This is a genomic window from Methylobacter sp. BlB1, assembly GCF_015476545.1.
GTDB lineage: Bacteria > Pseudomonadota > Gammaproteobacteria > Methylococcales > Methylomonadaceae > Methylobacter.
In genome coordinates, this window is sequence record NZ_JADMKV010000030.1 from 34,404 (window position 1) to 50,157 (window position 15,754).

At 52.6% G+C, this 15,754-nt stretch carries 13 protein-coding genes; 6 read left to right on the forward strand and 7 right to left on the reverse strand.

The genetic code is table 11. From position 1 onward, the window contains the following. The first annotated feature begins 29 nt into the window (after positions 1 to 29). The 4 genes from IT781_RS12655 to IT781_RS12670 all read left to right on the forward strand — a co-directional run bounded on the left by IT781_RS12655 (position 30) and on the right by IT781_RS12670 (position 5,711). On the forward strand, positions 30 to 3,275 hold the full coding sequence (locus IT781_RS12655) for an SNF2-related protein (RefSeq protein WP_194970524.1): 3,246 nt from the start codon (positions 30 to 32) through the stop codon (positions 3,273 to 3,275). Between the two features lie 333 nt (positions 3,276 to 3,608). Next, positions 3,609 to 4,298, forward strand: a complete 690-nt coding sequence (locus tag IT781_RS12660) for a TIGR04283 family arsenosugar biosynthesis glycosyltransferase (protein ID WP_194970525.1) — start codon at positions 3,609 to 3,611, stop codon at positions 4,296 to 4,298. Further along, on the forward strand, positions 4,286 to 5,077 hold the full coding sequence (locus IT781_RS12665) for a sterol desaturase family protein (protein WP_194970526.1): 792 nt from the start codon (positions 4,286 to 4,288) through the stop codon (positions 5,075 to 5,077). The genes IT781_RS12660 and IT781_RS12665 overlap by 13 nt, the downstream gene beginning before the upstream one ends. Positions 5,078 to 5,081: 4 nt before the next feature. Beyond that, positions 5,082 to 5,711, forward strand: coding sequence for a TIGR04282 family arsenosugar biosynthesis glycosyltransferase (locus IT781_RS12670; RefSeq protein WP_194970527.1), 630 nt, complete (start codon positions 5,082 to 5,084; stop codon positions 5,709 to 5,711). A 110-nt stretch (positions 5,712 to 5,821) separates the two neighbouring features. On the opposite strand, the gene IT781_RS12675 is transcribed toward IT781_RS12670, so the two are convergent. Beyond that, positions 5,822 to 6,370, reverse strand: coding sequence for a hypothetical protein (locus tag IT781_RS12675; RefSeq protein WP_194970528.1), 549 nt, complete (start codon positions 6,368 to 6,370; stop codon positions 5,822 to 5,824). 162 nt (positions 6,371 to 6,532) lie between these two features. Between IT781_RS12675 and IT781_RS12680 the strand changes: the two genes are divergently transcribed. Next, positions 6,533 to 9,214 (forward strand): bifunctional acetate--CoA ligase family protein/GNAT family N-acetyltransferase, encoded by a 2,682-nt coding sequence (locus IT781_RS12680; protein WP_194970529.1) that lies wholly within the window; start codon positions 6,533 to 6,535, stop codon positions 9,212 to 9,214. A gap of 54 nt (positions 9,215 to 9,268) precedes the next feature. On the opposite strand, the gene IT781_RS12685 is transcribed toward IT781_RS12680, so the two are convergent. From IT781_RS12685 to pap, 4 genes are all read right to left on the reverse strand, one after another. After that, positions 9,269 to 10,036 (reverse strand): OmpA family protein, encoded by a 768-nt coding sequence (locus IT781_RS12685; protein ID WP_305076257.1) that lies wholly within the window; start codon positions 10,034 to 10,036, stop codon positions 9,269 to 9,271. Between the two features lie 71 nt (positions 10,037 to 10,107). Next, positions 10,108 to 10,494, reverse strand: coding sequence for a DUF4398 domain-containing protein (locus IT781_RS12690; protein WP_194970530.1), 387 nt, complete (start codon positions 10,492 to 10,494; stop codon positions 10,108 to 10,110). 412 nt (positions 10,495 to 10,906) lie between these two features. Beyond that, the gene (locus IT781_RS12695) at positions 10,907 to 11,452 is read right to left on the reverse strand and encodes a hypothetical protein (RefSeq protein WP_194970531.1); all 546 of its coding nucleotides are present in this window, start codon (positions 11,450 to 11,452) and stop codon (positions 10,907 to 10,909) included. A gap of 211 nt (positions 11,453 to 11,663) precedes the next feature. Continuing rightward, positions 11,664 to 13,151 (reverse strand): polyphosphate:AMP phosphotransferase, encoded by a 1,488-nt coding sequence (gene pap / locus IT781_RS12700; RefSeq protein ID WP_194970532.1) that lies wholly within the window; start codon positions 13,149 to 13,151, stop codon positions 11,664 to 11,666. A 372-nt stretch (positions 13,152 to 13,523) separates the two neighbouring features. Here pap and IT781_RS12705 point away from each other — a divergent pair, with 372 nt between their 5' ends. Continuing rightward, on the forward strand, positions 13,524 to 13,718 hold the full coding sequence (locus IT781_RS12705; protein WP_194970533.1) for a hypothetical protein: 195 nt from the start codon (positions 13,524 to 13,526) through the stop codon (positions 13,716 to 13,718). A 447-nt stretch (positions 13,719 to 14,165) separates the two neighbouring features. On the opposite strand, the gene lpxD is transcribed toward IT781_RS12705, so the two are convergent. Both lpxD and IT781_RS12715 read right to left on the reverse strand, forming a co-directional pair. Next, positions 14,166 to 15,206, reverse strand: coding sequence for a UDP-3-O-(3-hydroxymyristoyl)glucosamine N-acyltransferase (lpxD, locus tag IT781_RS12710; protein WP_194970534.1), 1,041 nt, complete (start codon positions 15,204 to 15,206; stop codon positions 14,166 to 14,168). A gap of 129 nt (positions 15,207 to 15,335) precedes the next feature. Then, a partial coding sequence (locus tag IT781_RS12715; protein ID WP_194970535.1) for a DUF2380 domain-containing protein occupies positions 15,336 to 15,754 on the reverse strand: 419 nt, incomplete at its 5' end.

Consider the following 15,754-nt stretch of genomic DNA (forward strand, 5'->3'; position numbering starts at 1 on the left):
TTCCGCCCGCAGTCAATGGGCCATGATTCATGAACAACCCTAAACAACTGTCCCTTTCCGCTATACGCCACGCATGCAGCGAGAGTTCTTACGAGCGCGGCCGCAATTATTATTTGAAAGGCCAGGTGGTTAAGCTGAGTATCAGCAGCGAAGGCGCTCTCTTCGTACAGATCAATTCGTCTGTCAAAGGCAGCGTAAAGACCCCGTATAACCAGAATATCCGCATCGTCTGGCGCCCTGACTACAGCGCCGCGACGATTGAAGGCGACTGCTCCTGTCCGGTCGGCTATAACTGCAAACATGTGGCGGCGGTCTGCCTGATGTATCAAGACTCCATTCAAACAGCCCCTCCGGCCGTGGACTCGAGCTGCCTGGACTGGCTTGCCGGCCTTGATAAACCGGAGCAAGCGCCCCAGCACGATGCCCATCAGGAATTTATCGCTTATGTCCTGAAGCCCGGCAGACAGCCCTATGAATTCATGATGGAATTTTACCTCACGAAGGAAAAAAAGACCGGGGGCTTGAGCAAAGGCAGGCAAACCACACTGAACAATCTGCGCTACAGCTATATGCATATGCCGGCCATTCAGCCGGAAGATGTTGAAATTACCACCTTGCTGTTCGCGCTGAGCAATGCCCATATCGGCGAGCCGCCGATCAGAGGCGCCGCAGGTTCGATCGCCTTGTCGAAGCTGGCGCGGACAGGGCGTCTGTACTGGCGGGACTTTGAACAGTCATCGCCTCTGAAAGCAGCCGACGCGCGGGAATTAAGCCTGGACTGGAAACAGCAACAGGACGGCGCCTGCCAGTTGGAAGTCGCCGTCGAGCCTGAAGCCTTGTTGATACTGACCGATCCGCCTTATTATCTGGACACCGAACTGGGTAGCATAGGCACCGTTGATACGCACAACTTGAGCGCCGACCAGCTCAAGAAGGTTTTATCGGCCCCGCAGGTGCCGCCCGAGCACGTCGAAGCATTCAGCGAGCGGCTGATCGTTGAACACCCCGGCCTGCCGCTGCCGCCGCCGAAAAAAATCGAATTGATCGAGGTGAATGACCTTACGCCTACGCCCCGGTTGACATTGCAGGGCCGGCCCATCGATGACCATTACGTACATTTCATGGTTCTGGAATTCGTTTACGGCCAATGGGCGCTGCCGGCATTGGCCCATGAGCCCTACAGCGTGGTAAAGGCCAACCGGAAATTCCTGCGCATCCAGCGCGATACGGCCGCCGAACAGCTGGCCTTCGATCGACTGGCTGAACTGGGGTTTGGCGATGCCGGCGTCGCGCATCCGCGCGAGAGAGTGTTCTTCAGCCGCGCCAAATCCCCGCTGGACATCGCGGCCCATTGGGGCGACTTTCTGCTCAATGTATTGCCCGAACTTGAACAGGAAGGCTGGTTCATCGACACGGACGAGAGCTTCAGGCTTCATTTCCAGGCCGCACAGACTTGGGATGTCGAGATCAGCGAAAGCCCCTATGACTGGTTTGAAATGCGCTTTAACGTCGACATCGACGGCCAGTCGTTGCCTTTGCTGCCGCTGATCATGCCGGTTCTGGAATATTACGATCTGGAAGACCTGCCCGAACGGCTCAACCTGCATATCGGCGATCATCGTTATCTGACCTTGCCGTCCGAGAAAATCAAGCCGTTCCTGGCGATTCTGATCGAACTGTTCAACAGCAACAGCGCGCTGGCCAACGACGGTGCGCTCCGGCTGTCGCGCTTCAATGCCGGCAGCCTCGTCGACATGGAAATGCACAACTACGGCCTGTTCAGGCTGTCCGGCGGTGAAGCGCTGCGCGAGCTGGGCCAGAAGCTGAAGAACTTTGCCGGCATCGAGAATGTTGCCCCGCCCGCAGGTCTGAAAGCGGAGCTGCGCAATTACCAGAGGCACGGACTTAACTGGCTGCAATTCCTGCGTGAGTACCGGTTTGGCGGCATTCTGGCCGATGACATGGGGCTCGGCAAGACCGTGCAGGCGCTCGCCCATCTGCTGCTGGAAAAACAGAGCGGCCGCATGACGGCGCCCTGCCTGATCATTGCGCCGACCAGCCTGATGGGCAACTGGCGGCGCGAAGCCGAACGCTTCGCGCCCGACCTGAAAGTGTTGACCCTGCAAGGCTCCGACCGCAAGCAATATTTCGACGAGATCGGCAATTACGACCTGATCCTGACCACGTATCCGCTGCTGCCCCGCGATGAGCAGGCGCTGCTCGAACGGGACTATTACTACCTGATTCTGGACGAGGCCCAGGTCGTCAAAAATCCTTCGGCCAAAGCCGCTCGGATAGTCCGCGAAATCAAGGCACAATACCGCCTGTGCCTGACCGGCACGCCGATGGAAAACCATCTGGGCGAACTCTGGGCGCAATTCGATTTCCTGATGCCGGGCTTTCTGGGCAGCAATGTCATCTTTAAAAAATTGTATCGCACGCCGATCGAAGTCCACGGCGACAGCCAGCAACGCACCCGGCTGACGCAGCGCATCGCGCCGTTCATGCTGCGCCGCACCAAGCACGATGTCGTGACCGAACTGCCGCCCAAGACCGAAATCATCCGTTCCGTGCCTTTGGGCGAAAAACAGGCGGCGCTGTACGAAAGCATCCGCCTGACCATGGAGAAGAAAGTCCGCGACGCGATCGCCCTGCGCGGCCTGTCGCGCAGCCATATCACTATTCTCGATGCCCTGCTGAAGCTGCGCCAGACCTGCTGCGACCCGCGCACGCTGCCGCTGGAAAGTGCGCAAAAAGTCAAGCAGTCGGCCAAGCTCGACCTGCTGATGGAGATTCTGCCCGAACAGCTGGAAGAAGGCCGGCGCATACTGGTGTTCTCGCAGTTCACCAGCATGATCGCCCTGATTGAAGATGAACTGAACGCGCGCGCTATTGCCTACAGCAAACTGACCGGCCAGACGCGCAAGCGCGAGGAAGCCATCGAGCGGTTTAAAAGCGGCGCCGTGAACGTGTTCCTGATCAGCCTGAAAGCCGGCGGTGTCGGCCTAAACCTGACCGAAGCCGACAGCGTGATCATTTATGATCCGTGGTGGAATCCGGCCGCCGAAACGCAGGCCGCCGACCGCGCCTACCGGATTGGCCAGGATAAACCCGTGTTCGTCTACAAACTGATCACGGAAAATACGGTCGAAGAAAAAATCCTGGTCATGCAGGAAAAAAAGCGCCAGCTGGCCGAAGGCATTTACAAAGGCGGCGGCGAAGAATCGCTGCAACTGACTGCCGACGACCTGACGGCTTTGTTTGAGCCGTTGTAATGGATTGCAGCTCTGGCAAGGTACGCAATGCGTACCTAAAGGCTTGTTTTCGATTCGAATAACTAGGGTGGGAGCGATGCCCACATCGCGATTGTCCGGGCAATTTAAATCGCGATGCGGGCATCGCTCCCACTCTCAAGCGGGACAGAGTTTGTAACTCCGTCTCCGACGTTTCTGCAATGCCTGAGCTAAATGGCCGAACTTAATCATCGCAAAACATTCGAACGGGGCAACATGCCCCGTCCGACTGCACTACCCGACACAGCACATACCCTGTTTTCAATCGCATGATATTGTTAACATTAACCACCGTACACTGTACTAGCGACTGCCATGAAGTTTTCGATCATCATCCCGGCGCTGAATGAGGCACAAAACATCCAGGGCTGTTTATCGGCCCTGCAACCTTTGCGCAATGACTGCGAGCTTATTGTCGTCGACGGCGGCAGCACCGATGGCACTCCCGCTATTGCCGAACCGCTGGCCGATCAGGTCATAAGCGCACCCAAAGGCCGCGCCCGGCAAATGAACGCCGGCGCCAGACAGGCAACGGGCGAAGTGCTGCTGTTTTTGCATGCCGATACTTTCCTGCCCGACAATGCCATTCAACTGATTCGGGAACAGATCAACAGGCCCGCGCCCTGGGGACGCTTTGACATTCGCTTGAGCGGTGATCATTTCATGCTCAAAGTCATCTCACAAATGATGAACTGGCGCTCCCGGCTGACCGGCATCGCCACGGGCGATCAGGCGATCTTTGTCACACATGAAGCGTTCACGGCAGTCGGTGGCTATCCCGACATCAGCCTGATGGAGGACATCGCCCTCTGCAAGGCGTTAAACAAAATCAGCCCGCCATTATGCCTGAAAGCCAAGGTAAACAGCTCGGGCCGGCGCTGGTTGCAATTCGGCCTGTACAAAACCATACTGTTCATGTGGAGCCTGCGCCTGCGTTACTTTTTCGGCGCCGACCCGAAAACACTGGCCCGGCTTTACAGCGGAGGACACTTATGGAAGCCCTGATTCGCCTGTCGGCATCGATCGGCATCTTTTTAACCATGATCGGCTGGGAGCGCATCAGCCCTCGAAGAGGGCTGAATATCAGCCTGCGGCAGCGCTGGTCCGTCAATCTGGGACTGGCCCTGTTCAACATGATGATCATGAGCCTGACGCTGGGCGGCATTGCCTATCTGAGCGCAGTCCATGCCGCCGACAGTTCCTGGGGGCTTCTGAACCAGTGGCGCGCGCCGGTCTGGCTGTCGAGCATCGTCACGCTGCTGTTTCTCGATTTCGCGCTCTATTGCCAGCACATTCTTACGCATAAATGGCCGCCGCTCTGGCGCCTGCACCAGATCCATCATACCGATCTGGAATTTGACGCGACCACGGCCGTGCGCTTCCATCCGCTGGAAATCATGCTGTCGATGCTTTACAAAGTGGCCTGCATTTATCTGATCGGCGCCCATCCCATGACCGTAGTCGCCTTTGAGATCATCCTGAACGGGGCGGCAACGTTCAACCACAGCAATGTCTACATTCCGCCGGCCATCGACAGGAAACTGCGCTGGCTGATCATTACGCCCGACATGCACCGCGTGCATCATTCCACCGTCCCTGTTGAAACGGACAGCAATTACGGCTTTTCCATTTCTTGGTGGGACAGGCTCTGCAAAACCTATACGCCCGACCCCAGATTCGGGCAAACGACCATGCCGATTGGTCTGAACGCCTACCGTCGCCCGAAGGATTTGAGTTTCTCGCGCCTGTTGCTGTTGCCATTCAAGCCGCTGAAACGCGGTTAATCCTATGATTTACAAATACCCGGATACCGTATTGATGATCTTCTGCAAGGCGCCGATTCCGGGCCAAGTCAAAACGCGCCTGATACCGGCATTGACCGCCGAACAGGCGGCCGACCTTCATGTTGAGCTCAGCCAAAGAACGCTGAAGCTGGCGGCGCAAAGCCGGCTATGCCCGGTGCAGCTTTGGTGCGCGCCATCGATCGATCATGAATTCTTCACTGCCTTGGCGGCTATTTATCACCTGGAGCTAAAACAGCAACAGGGCGCCGATCTGGGCGAACGCATGCATCTGGCCTTTGAAGCGGCGCTGGCTGATTACCCGCACGCCCTGCTGATAGGCTGCGATTGTCCGTCATTGAACGAAACCGATCTGGAAGAAGCCATCACCGCATTGCGCGAAGACCATGACCTGGTTCTGGCGCCCGCCGAAGACGGCGGCTATGTCATGATAGGCCTGAACCGGCCCTGCCCGCAATTGTTTACTGACATGGCCTGGAGCACATCGGGGGTATTGGCGCAAACCCGCGCCCGCATCAATCGACTGCATCTTCTTCATCACGAACTGAAGGAGCAATGGGATCTTGATACGGTAACAGATCTGGAGCGTTATCGCGCCTTGCTATTGATTAACTGATGTTGCGCAGTTGTAGGATCGAATTCATTCGACCTGGGATAAAATCGAGATAGACAAGCAGCGCGAATGAATTCGACCTTACACTGCACTGACCTATCTATGGGGGCGACTTAAGCCGCCCTTTCTCCTTTGGCCGCTATTTTCCGGCTCCAGGCAAATCCCAACCCCAGCAATAAAAAACCAGCTAGAACTGCCAATATTTTCTTGACCGGAATGCCCACTAAAAATACAAAATACTGATGCCGAAGATGGCCCGCATCGTCCTGCATGATCACTTTCAAGGCATAAACGCCGCGTTGCTCGATGGTTTGTTGAATCGAAACAAGCCCTGCCCCGAATTGTTTGGCGGGCTGTTGCTTGATGACCGCAAAAGCCTTTTCGGCATTTAAAAGCCAGTCGGTCCATGAAGACAGCTCTAGCAATTCCAGCGCGATCTGCCTGTTTTCCAGGCCTTCTTGCAGCGGTTCGACCGCGATAATGATCTGCCCGAGCTCAGGAAAAACACGGCAAAAATGCTCGTTCTCCAGCCCCGGCTGAAACTGGTAGCCGCTCAGCCGAAGCCGGGCATCGCCTACATCGGCAAAACAGTTCTGGCTGTGATGCTCGCCGGCATGCGCAAATACGGTCCCGGACATCACAAGACCGCACAGTGCGGCCATAAATAACTTTGCTATCAAACGCGTCAACATACCCATCATTCAATCAAAAAGGCCAGTGTACCATTTTTAGCCTCCCCTAAACCCCTGCCGGCAAAATTTGATTGGGCCGGGCGCGCAAAATGGTAACATTTCGGTTATTTTCATCTTATCGCCGGAGCAGGTATGGGACCTCACTATCTAAGCCCTTTTTTCACGCCCAAGACAGCGGCTATCGTGGGCGCATCCGAACGCGAGAACAGCGTCGGCTACCGCCTGCTGCTCAATATGCAGGAGGCGGGCTTTGAAGGCGGACTGTATCCGGTCAACAACAAACGCGAAACGGTGCTGGGTTTAAAAGCCTATCCGGATCTGATCGCCGTTCCCGAAGATCTGGATCTAGTCGTGATTGCAGTACCGGCCGCCGCTGTGCCGGACATCATGCGCCAATGCGGCGAAAAAGGCGTCACCTCGGTCATCATCATAACAGCAGGGTTCGGTGAACTGGGCACTGAGGGCAAGCGACTGCAACAGGAAGTGCTCGATATCGCGCACCGTTACGGCATCCGCATCGTAGGGCCGAACTGCCTGGGCATCGTCCGGCCCAGCGGCCATCTGAACGCGACCTTCGGCGAGGGACCGGTCAAAGACGGCCGGCTGGCGCTGCTGTCGCAGTCGGGCGCCGTCTGCACGGCTATTCTGGACTGGGCCAAATCCCAGGCTATCGGTTTTTCCACGGTAGTTTCGATGGGTGCAGCCGCTGACGTCGACTTCGGCGAGGTGCTGGATTATCTGGCCATGGACGCCAAAACGACCGGCATTCTGATGTATGTGGAAGGCATACGCGATGCCCGCCGCTTTTTAAGCGGCCTGAAAGCCGCCGCGCGCCTGAAGCCGGTAGTCCTGATCAAATCCGGCCGTCATGAGGCGGGCAGCAAGGCGGCCATGTCGCATACCGGCGCGTTGGTCGGCGGCGATAATGTTTTTGATGCGGCCATTGAGCGGGCAGGCGTCGTCAGGGTTTACGGCATCGCCGAACTGTTCTCGGCGGCGCGCGTGTTGGCCAATAATTACATAGTTCGCCAGGATCGGCTGGCGATCATCACCAATGCCGGCGGACCTGGCGTCATGAGCACCGACCGCGCCGAGGATGTCGGCATCAAGATGGCCGAGCTGGGTCCGGAAAGCCTGGAAGCATTGAACGCGGCGCTGCCGGCGCACTGGTCGCATGCCAACCCTATCGACATTCTCGGCGATGCCACGCCCGAACGTTATAAGCAGGCGCTGGACATCTGCCTGAAAGACAAGAACATCGACGGCGTGCTGGTCATTCTGACGCCGCAGGCCATGACGAATCCGACGCAGGTCGCCCAATATATTATCGAAGGCGCCAAGTCCAGCCAGAAGCCGGTGCTGGCTTCATGGACGGGCGGCGCGCGCGTGCAGGAAGGCCGGAACCTGTTCGGTAACAGTAAAATCGCCCATTTCAACACGCCGGAAGTTGCGGTCGATGCCTTTTCGTTTTTGGCGACCTATAACCGCAACCAAATTCTGCTCAAGCAAATCCCTTCGCCTTCGGATGAACTGGCGCATCCCGATGTGATCGGCGCACGGCTGATTATCGAGCGCGTGTTGTCGGAAGGCCGTCAGGTTTTGACGACGCAGGAGTCGAAAGCGATACTGGCGGCCTTCCATATTCCGGTCACGCAGACCATCAAGGTAGCCAGCGCCAAGGATGCCATGATTGCTGCTGAAACGCTGCGGTTTCCGGTGGTGTTGAAAGTCAACATGGCCGAATTCAGCCACAAGTCCGATATTGGCGGCGTCAGGCTGAATATCAACAGTGCACTGGAGGTTTCCCGCAATTTCACGGAAATGGAATCGGCCATCAAGCGCAAATATCCTGAGATTACAGAAGTCGGCATGACGGTCGAACCCATGTTCCGCTCACCCAGCGGCCGCGAACTGATGATAGGTGTGGTCAGGGACCCGGTATTCGGCCCTGCCATCAGTTTCGGCCTGGGCGGGACCATGGTTGAGATCGTGCGGGATTCCGCCGTCGCGCTGCCGCCGCTCAATGCCTACATGGTCGAGCATTTAATCGCCAAAACCAAGGCGGCCAAATATTTGCAGGCTTTCCGCCAGTTGCCGCCGGCCCACATGAAAGCCCTGATCGATGTGTTGTTGAATATATCGGTCATGGTCAGCGAACTGCCAGAAATCCTGGAGCTGGACATCAATCCGCTGATTGTCGACGAGCACGGCATCATGGCCGTGGACGCGCGCATCAAGGCCGAAGTCTCGCATCAGCTCATGCCCTACTCGCATATGGCGATCCATCCCTATCCGCATGAATTGACGCAGCATTATCAGTTGCCCAACGGCATGAACATTACCATCCGCCCTATTCGTCCCGAAGATGCGGATATGGAAAAGGATTTCGTGCACCGCCTGTCGGAGCGCACCAAGTATTTCCGTTTCATGCAATCGCTGCAGGAATTGACACCGGAAATGATTGTGCGTTTTACGCAGATCGATTACGACCGCGAAATGGCCTTTGTAGCCATCACCGAGCATGACAATATGCCGGCCGAGCTGGGTGTAGGCCGTTATATGATGAATCCTGATGGCCATTCCGTGGAATTTGCGCTGGTGGTCTCCGATGACTGCCAGGGCATGGGCATAGGCACTCGCATCATGAAAACGCTGATGCAGGCGGCCAAATACAAGGGCATGTCCTTCTTTGAAGGCGAGGTGCTGGCGATCAATAAACCCATGCTGTCGCTGATGAGAAAGCTGGGCTTCAGCATCGAAGCCATTCCCGGCGATAGTGAAATCGTGCGCGTGGTTAAGGATTTAAGGCAATAAACATCTTGCACCGGCATTTATGCCGGTGCAGGAACGTAAATTTCATTCAGATCATCAACGTCTCAGTCTGGGTTCTTCGCCTTCATTCATGATAACGACTTCCACCCGCCGGTTATTTGCACGTCCGGATGAGGTGCTATTAGTATCAACAGGGTACTCTTCACCATACCCGACATCAGTTATGCGCGAACTTTCCACACCGTTGGAAATTAAAAAGTTTGCCACGGATTGAGCGCGCATCTCTGACAAACGCTGATTTCTATGGCTTGAGCCGACACTGTCCGTATGCCCTTCAACGACGACCTTGCGATTGGGATTTTCTTTTAAAAAGGATACCAGTCGGTAAAGGTTCTGCGATGCCTCTGGCTTGAGATCGGCTTGACCTGTCTGAAAGAGCGTATCGCCCAAGGTGAGGGTTTGAGCCTTCAAGTCCGTAAGCTCTCTTGTCCTGGCATCCAACTGCATTTGCTTACTCTTACCGCTTAACTGCTCGAACTCATCATTGCTTATCTTTTCCTGGGCGTTCGCCTCGGCAATCTTTATTTGCTGGTTTGCCATATAAGCCAGATGATCAATATATTCTTCATCTTCATCCTCTTCCCAGGCTTCATGGGCTCTATTAATAGTCTGCTCGGCGTCATACAAGGCAACCTGCGCATTATTGGCTATTTTCGGATCCTGCTTTGCCCGATTCAGATTCTGTGTTGCCTCCTCTAACCCTCTATGCGGCTCTGTAGCACACCCTGCCAGCATGAGTACAGCACCTATCAGAATTCCCGCCTTACAATAAACTGCAGCTGCATTCCACTTTCTAGTTGACATAGTGTTACTCCTTAATCAAGGTTAACTACCTAACGTTCAAGAACAGTCGCTTGACGGTTTATTTACTCCATTTATTGCATTTGCCTTTGAGCCCCTATTTCATGGCGTAATGAACTAATGCTTTTCTTTAACTCTTCCAGCTTTGCCGTGGATCTGGCAGCATTCACTTTCGCGGAAGCCAGCTTGGCATTAATCATTGCCTCGTCAGCCAGCGCTGCCGCTTCTTCATAGTCCTCATCATGCATTTCCGCATGGGCTTTGCTCAATTTTTCCTGAGCAACCCGCATTTCTAACGGAGCATACCTATCGCCCTCATCTGCATTGGCCTGATTAAACGACTGCTGTGCAGTTGCCATTTTATCGTTGGGAGGATTACCTGCACAGCCGCCAAGCAGGAAGGCAATGGACAGCAGTAACAGGGGTTTAAATGGGTTAAATTGTAAGGATTCATGTGTCATTGATATTCTCCTTAAATTCATGCTTAGAAAAATTTCCAGATGAAGGGAGGGAATGCTGAACATCACTCCATATGTTTCCCTCGGTTCATGACATGCATACATTCATTTATACTCAGAAAAGAGTTGGATAAAATTCGTATGAGTACTTATCGTAATGCTTTGATATTGCCGCGATTTTATTGCCGGCTAAAAACTGCTGTGCCCATAGCTCATGTTTGTAATCCCGATATTGCCTTGTGCCAGGTATAATTGCTGTTATTCAGCAACGAACTATTGTCGAGTTTTGGGAACAAAAAACCGGCATGTGGCCAGCCGGTTATGGGATTGCGGAACAGGCAATTGATCTGTTTTTCAAGAAGGCAAGGCCAGGAGCGGTAACAGAACCAGAACTGTATGGGTACATCTGCTTATCTCATCGGCCTGTCGTGCCCCATCGGCCCGCCCGTGTTGCGTTCGTGCCAGCTCTTACTGGACCTGGCTGAGCCGGAATCGCCACAAGCCCTTGCCTAGCGCCTTGGTCCACCTGTATTACCCTCGTATCAGCGCTTGCCGGGCTGAAGTCAGACTGGACCGGAACAATCACAGGCCGCCTGCTCATCTCACCGGCTAGCCTCTGTTGTGTTCGTACCAGCTCCCGCTGGATTGCCACATTGCGTTGAGCGGCTTCAACTTCAGCGGCTTTTAAGTGGGCTTCCCATCGCTCTTTCGCAATTTCCTCTTTCAACGCTTCTTCCTCCGCCTTCCTAGCCTGCCAATTGCGCAGTCTTTCGGCCGCCGCAGCTTCTTCCGCTACGCTACGGTTTTTCATCTCAATCCGCCGCTCGACGGCAGCGCCGACACAAGGCTTCGCCTGATACAGGGCTCGCTTGGTTTGAGGATCGGTGCATTTGAATACGTCGGCTTGGGCTATGGAGGAACAGATAAATAATAATGTAATGAATCGAATATTATGAGTCATGGCACAGTCCGTAATTGAGGGTTGATTTTTGTTATTCTTAACTCGAAATCTAGCCCTTTACCTGAATTTAAGATGAATATTCAGCTTCAAGCTGAGCGGTATTTTTAGCATTCAGGGCTTACGCAAACCTGTTGGTGTTTTTCTATCAGATGCAGCCAGTGATTTAAACGAGCGTCATAAGTACCTTGAACTGTGTTCAAAAGGCAGCTTTTCAGCCCAAAGCCGATTCCAGCCTCTCACAGTAGCTTTTCAGCACCTTGATGCGGGCGTATTTTTTATCATTGCCTTCAACCAATGTCCAGGGCGCTGTCTGGGTACTGGTCCGGACAATCATTTCATTGACGGCCAATTCGTATGCGGCCCATTGTTCGCGATTGCGGTAGTCTTCATCGGTTATTTTATATTGTTTATAGCTGATCTGCTCGCGTGACTGGAACCGTCTCAATTGCTCGTCCTTGTCGATATGCAGCCAGAATTTCAGGATAATGATGCCGGCACGCATCAATTCTTCCTCAAAGTTGACGATTTCCGAATACCCGCGCTGCCATTCACATTCTGCCGCAAAACCTTCGACACGTTCAACCAGTACGCGCCCGTACCAGCTCCTGTCATAAATCGTGATTTTGCCGGCCCTTGGAATATGGCGCCAGAATCGCCACAAATAATGCCGGGAGCGTTCTTCATCGGTGGGTGCGGAAACAGGAATCACGCGATAGTTCCTCGCATCCAGCGCATGGATTAAGCGCCTGATGACTCCGCCTTTGCCGCCGGCATCCCAGCCTTCGAAGACTAATATACTGGAGCGCTTTTTCTGACGCGCCAGCCTTGCTAATTTGCTCAGCTTGCCCTGGTAAAAACGCAGTTGCTCATGGTAGGTTTTTTCCTCCAGTTTAAGCGTCAGGTCGAGCGTATCAAGCAGATTATGCTGCGCAATGTTAATGACGCAGGGTGCGGCTGACTTTTCGATGCCTCCGCTGTCTGCGCCTCTCTGTTCAATATGCCTGCTGATGCTGTCCAGCACGTGCCGGCCTATCGCTAAGCGGCGGTAATGCTTGTCCGTACCGTCGATGATCAGCCACGGCGATATGCCGGTGCTGGTTCCGGACAGCACTTTTTCTGCCGCACTGATAAACTCGTCATAGGTTTCCAGATGCTTTTTATCGCGGCTGGTTACCCGCCAACTGGTTTCCGGATTTTTTTCGAGTTTTTTCAAACGTTTTTTCTGTGCCTCCCGGCCAAGATGCAGCCAGCATTTGATGATCAAAACGCCATCATCTATCAGCAGTTGCTCCAGTTGTCTAATATGCATGAGCCCAGCCTGCAGTTGTTCATCGTTGATTTCCTGATGGATACGCCGCGATAACGGCTCGCTGTACCAGGAACCGGTATAAATGCCGATGGCGCCTTTTGCCGGCAAGGTGCGCCAGAATCGCCAGAATTCGGGCCGCTCCTTCTCTTCATCACTGGGATCATCGAAAGCATTGGTTTGCACATAGTGCGGATCCATCCACTCGTTCAGCAAATTGATCGCCTCGCCTTTGCCGCCTCCATCTACGCCCGATATGAGGATAATGACAGGAAAGTCCATTTGCCGGAGCTTCTGCTGAATTATCAGCAATTGCCTTCGTAGCTCAGGCAGTTGCTCATCATAATCGGATTTCTTCAAGGTATGGCCCAGTTCCCCGATTTTTTCAAACATTCTGACCTTCCTTCTGCCTCGTCACTGTGAGTTTTTAGTCAACTAAACACCACCTCATGCCTAAAAATATGTTGCAACAGTTTTTCAGGCACGCTGTGGAATAAAAAAATAAATTTTTTTATTATCAATAGCTTATTTATAGAATATTAAGAAATTTACGAAAAAAAAAGGTCAATGTGCAAGCTCAAAAAAACAGCAATCAAGATAATTTTATTTTAGTTTTGACACAACACCTTATCTCGTGATAAAAATTAACCCGTCGTTTATAAAAACTTCGACGATCGATTCGGTGATTAAAATAATTACTGAGTTACCCCTTTGAGGAGAGGGGACAAAAAATCATTACTACAATAACTATATGAGGATTTAAAAATGGCTGAAGAACAACAAAGAGATAATTTCTGGCTGTATATCGGCGGAATCATCGTTTTAACTATCGTATTAGTTGTCATGCTCAAATCTAGAGAAACTGAGCATCTGAAAAGCGGCGCCGTAGCTGAGCTTCAAAAAGAAACTTTCCAGCAAATTGACGCAAGAAAAAAAGCAACTAGCAATAAAGCAGAATAATCTGTAAAAGATAACTGCTATACCCCCTCGTATATTGCGAGGGGGTATGTTCAGAACTGTTATTAAGCTAGATAACAGTTCCTCTTCCAAATATCCCTATCAGAAGTTTTGACATTGCTGGAGGAATAACCTCCTCAATGAGCGCCCTCAACGGCAATATTCGTTCGCCCCTAACCTGAATATTTCACTACGAAGGGTACGAAAGCTTTGAAATTCAAATGTTTGCCCATGTTTCCGGATGAACTCATGAAGTGACAGGAATAAAATAATAAGACCTTGATTTTCTTCGTGTTCTGGATTGCTGTCTCAAATGCAATTCTACCTCCCGCATAAACCACATGGATGGGGTGAATGTAGATATTGCAAGAGCAAATATCTGCCCTGAGATCGTTCGTGTTCTTCGTGGTTTTATAAAATATCCGAGCTAAATTCCCTCAAACGTATCGGCTATTCATCCTTCTCAAGAAGGCTGAGCCTCTCTTCCAGGACTTTCACTTTCTTCAATAGCTCAGGCAGCTTGCTGATAGCAACCTGTTCCTTATAGGCTTCTTTCTTATCTTTGGCAGGACTGCCGAATACCTGAGCACCGGCTTTAACATCGCCGGCTATGCCCGAGCGCGCCAGAACTATGGCGCCACGACCGATCGTAACATGATCCGCAACGCCTGCACTGCCGGCCAGAATGGCGTAATCTTCAATCGTACAGGAACCTGATACACCGACTTGACCGCACATAATCACGTGCTTACCGACTTTATTGTTATGCCCTATCTGCACCAGATTATCAATTTTGCTGCCCATTCCGATAACCGTGCTGCCCAATGCGCCTCTGTCGATACAGGTATTGGCGCCGATTTCGACGTTATCTTCGATAACGACATTGCCGACCTGCGGCACTTTAACATGAGCGCCATTGCGGAATTTGTAACCGAACCCCTCGGCACCGATAATCGCGCCGGAATGTATAATGACATTATCGCCTATTTCCACATCGTCATAAATGACGGCATACGGATGAATGCGGCAATTCCTGCCTATTTTTGCGTTTTTGCCGATATAGACGCCAGCCAGGATATCGCTGCCATCTCCGATCACCGCATTTTTACCTATCACGGCATACGGGCCGATATACAGCTCACTGCCTAATGCGACATTATCTTCAAGCACAGCCTGTGGCGAGATTTGCCGGCGGTAACTCTTGGCTGGATGCAGCAGTTCAACCGCTTTAATAAAGCTGATCTCCGGGTCGGCGCAGACTAATAACGCCATGCTTGGCGGGACGTTTTCAACAGCAAAACCTTCCGCAATAAAACAAGCGGAAGCCGTTGAATTTTTGATATGCCCGGCATATCGACTGTTAGTCAGCTGTGTGACTTGTCCATTTTGTGCAGCCATGATATCCGCTGCAGAATGAATTAATGCCGATGCATCTCCCCCTTCGATACGGGCTCCGCATAAATCGGCAAGTTCTTTTAATATAACCGGCATATTGTCCCTGCTATTATTTAGTTATAGCGCCAAACTATATGGCACATAGTTACTGAAAAGAATAGTTTAGCAAAAACTTATAATTCAGTATGACAAAATGCCTTTTTGATAGAAAAAATTCCTCGGTATTCAAGGTTGTTTTATTGCTTTCAGTGTTTTGTCGATTTTAACGACCAGATCCTCCACGCCTTTTAAGGTCAATTTTTTATCGCTGCCTTTAATCTCTGAAATGTAGTTTCCTACTAACTGGCTGTCACGCGCGCGAACCAAATGCCCCATAAGATAGGCAAACAGGAAACTGGGCTTATGCAGACGCCCGACCAATATATAGTCGGCGCTGGCCTGTCTGGCCAGCTTGGCCGCCACATCGTCATGATCAAAAAGATACCCGACACCGGCATTAGCGCTTTGCTGGGCCTCCGAGCTTACCGTTACGACTTCATGCCCGGCTTTCACCAGCTCGTTTTCCAACATGGCCTTTATGCCGGCCGTACGTAAGCGTCCAGTCCGACCATCTGTGCTAACGCCGCCAAACCAGTCATCCTTAT

What these genes read in the sequence shown, in the direction of transcription:
- IT781_RS12655 (WP_194970524.1), top strand. Translation starts at nt 30, where the DNA reads ATGAACAACCCTAAACAACTGTCCCTTTCCGCTATACGCCACGCATGC.
- IT781_RS12660 (WP_194970525.1), top strand. Translation starts at nt 3,609, where the DNA reads ATGAAGTTTTCGATCATCATCCCGGCGCTGAATGAGGCACAAAACATC.
- IT781_RS12665 (WP_194970526.1), top strand. Translation starts at nt 4,286, where the DNA reads ATGGAAGCCCTGATTCGCCTGTCGGCATCGATCGGCATCTTTTTAACC.
- IT781_RS12670 (WP_194970527.1), top strand. Translation starts at nt 5,082, where the DNA reads ATGATTTACAAATACCCGGATACCGTATTGATGATCTTCTGCAAGGCG.
- IT781_RS12675 (WP_194970528.1), bottom strand. Translation starts at nt 6,370, where the DNA reads ATGGCCGCACTGTGCGGTCTTGTGATGTCCGGGACCGTATTTGCGCAT.
- IT781_RS12680 (WP_194970529.1), top strand. Translation starts at nt 6,533, where the DNA reads ATGGGACCTCACTATCTAAGCCCTTTTTTCACGCCCAAGACAGCGGCT.
- IT781_RS12685 (WP_305076257.1), bottom strand. Translation starts at nt 10,036, where the DNA reads ATGTCAACTAGAAAGTGGAATGCAGCTGCAGTTTATTGTAAGGCGGGA.
- IT781_RS12690 (WP_194970530.1), bottom strand. Translation starts at nt 10,494, where the DNA reads ATGACACATGAATCCTTACAATTTAACCCATTTAAACCCCTGTTACTG.
- IT781_RS12695 (WP_194970531.1), bottom strand. Translation starts at nt 11,452, where the DNA reads ATGACTCATAATATTCGATTCATTACATTATTATTTATCTGTTCCTCC.
- pap (WP_194970532.1), bottom strand. Translation starts at nt 13,151, where the DNA reads ATGTTTGAAAAAATCGGGGAACTGGGCCATACCTTGAAGAAATCCGAT.
- IT781_RS12705 (WP_194970533.1), top strand. Translation starts at nt 13,524, where the DNA reads ATGGCTGAAGAACAACAAAGAGATAATTTCTGGCTGTATATCGGCGGA.
- lpxD (WP_194970534.1), bottom strand. Translation starts at nt 15,206, where the DNA reads ATGCCGGTTATATTAAAAGAACTTGCCGATTTATGCGGAGCCCGTATC.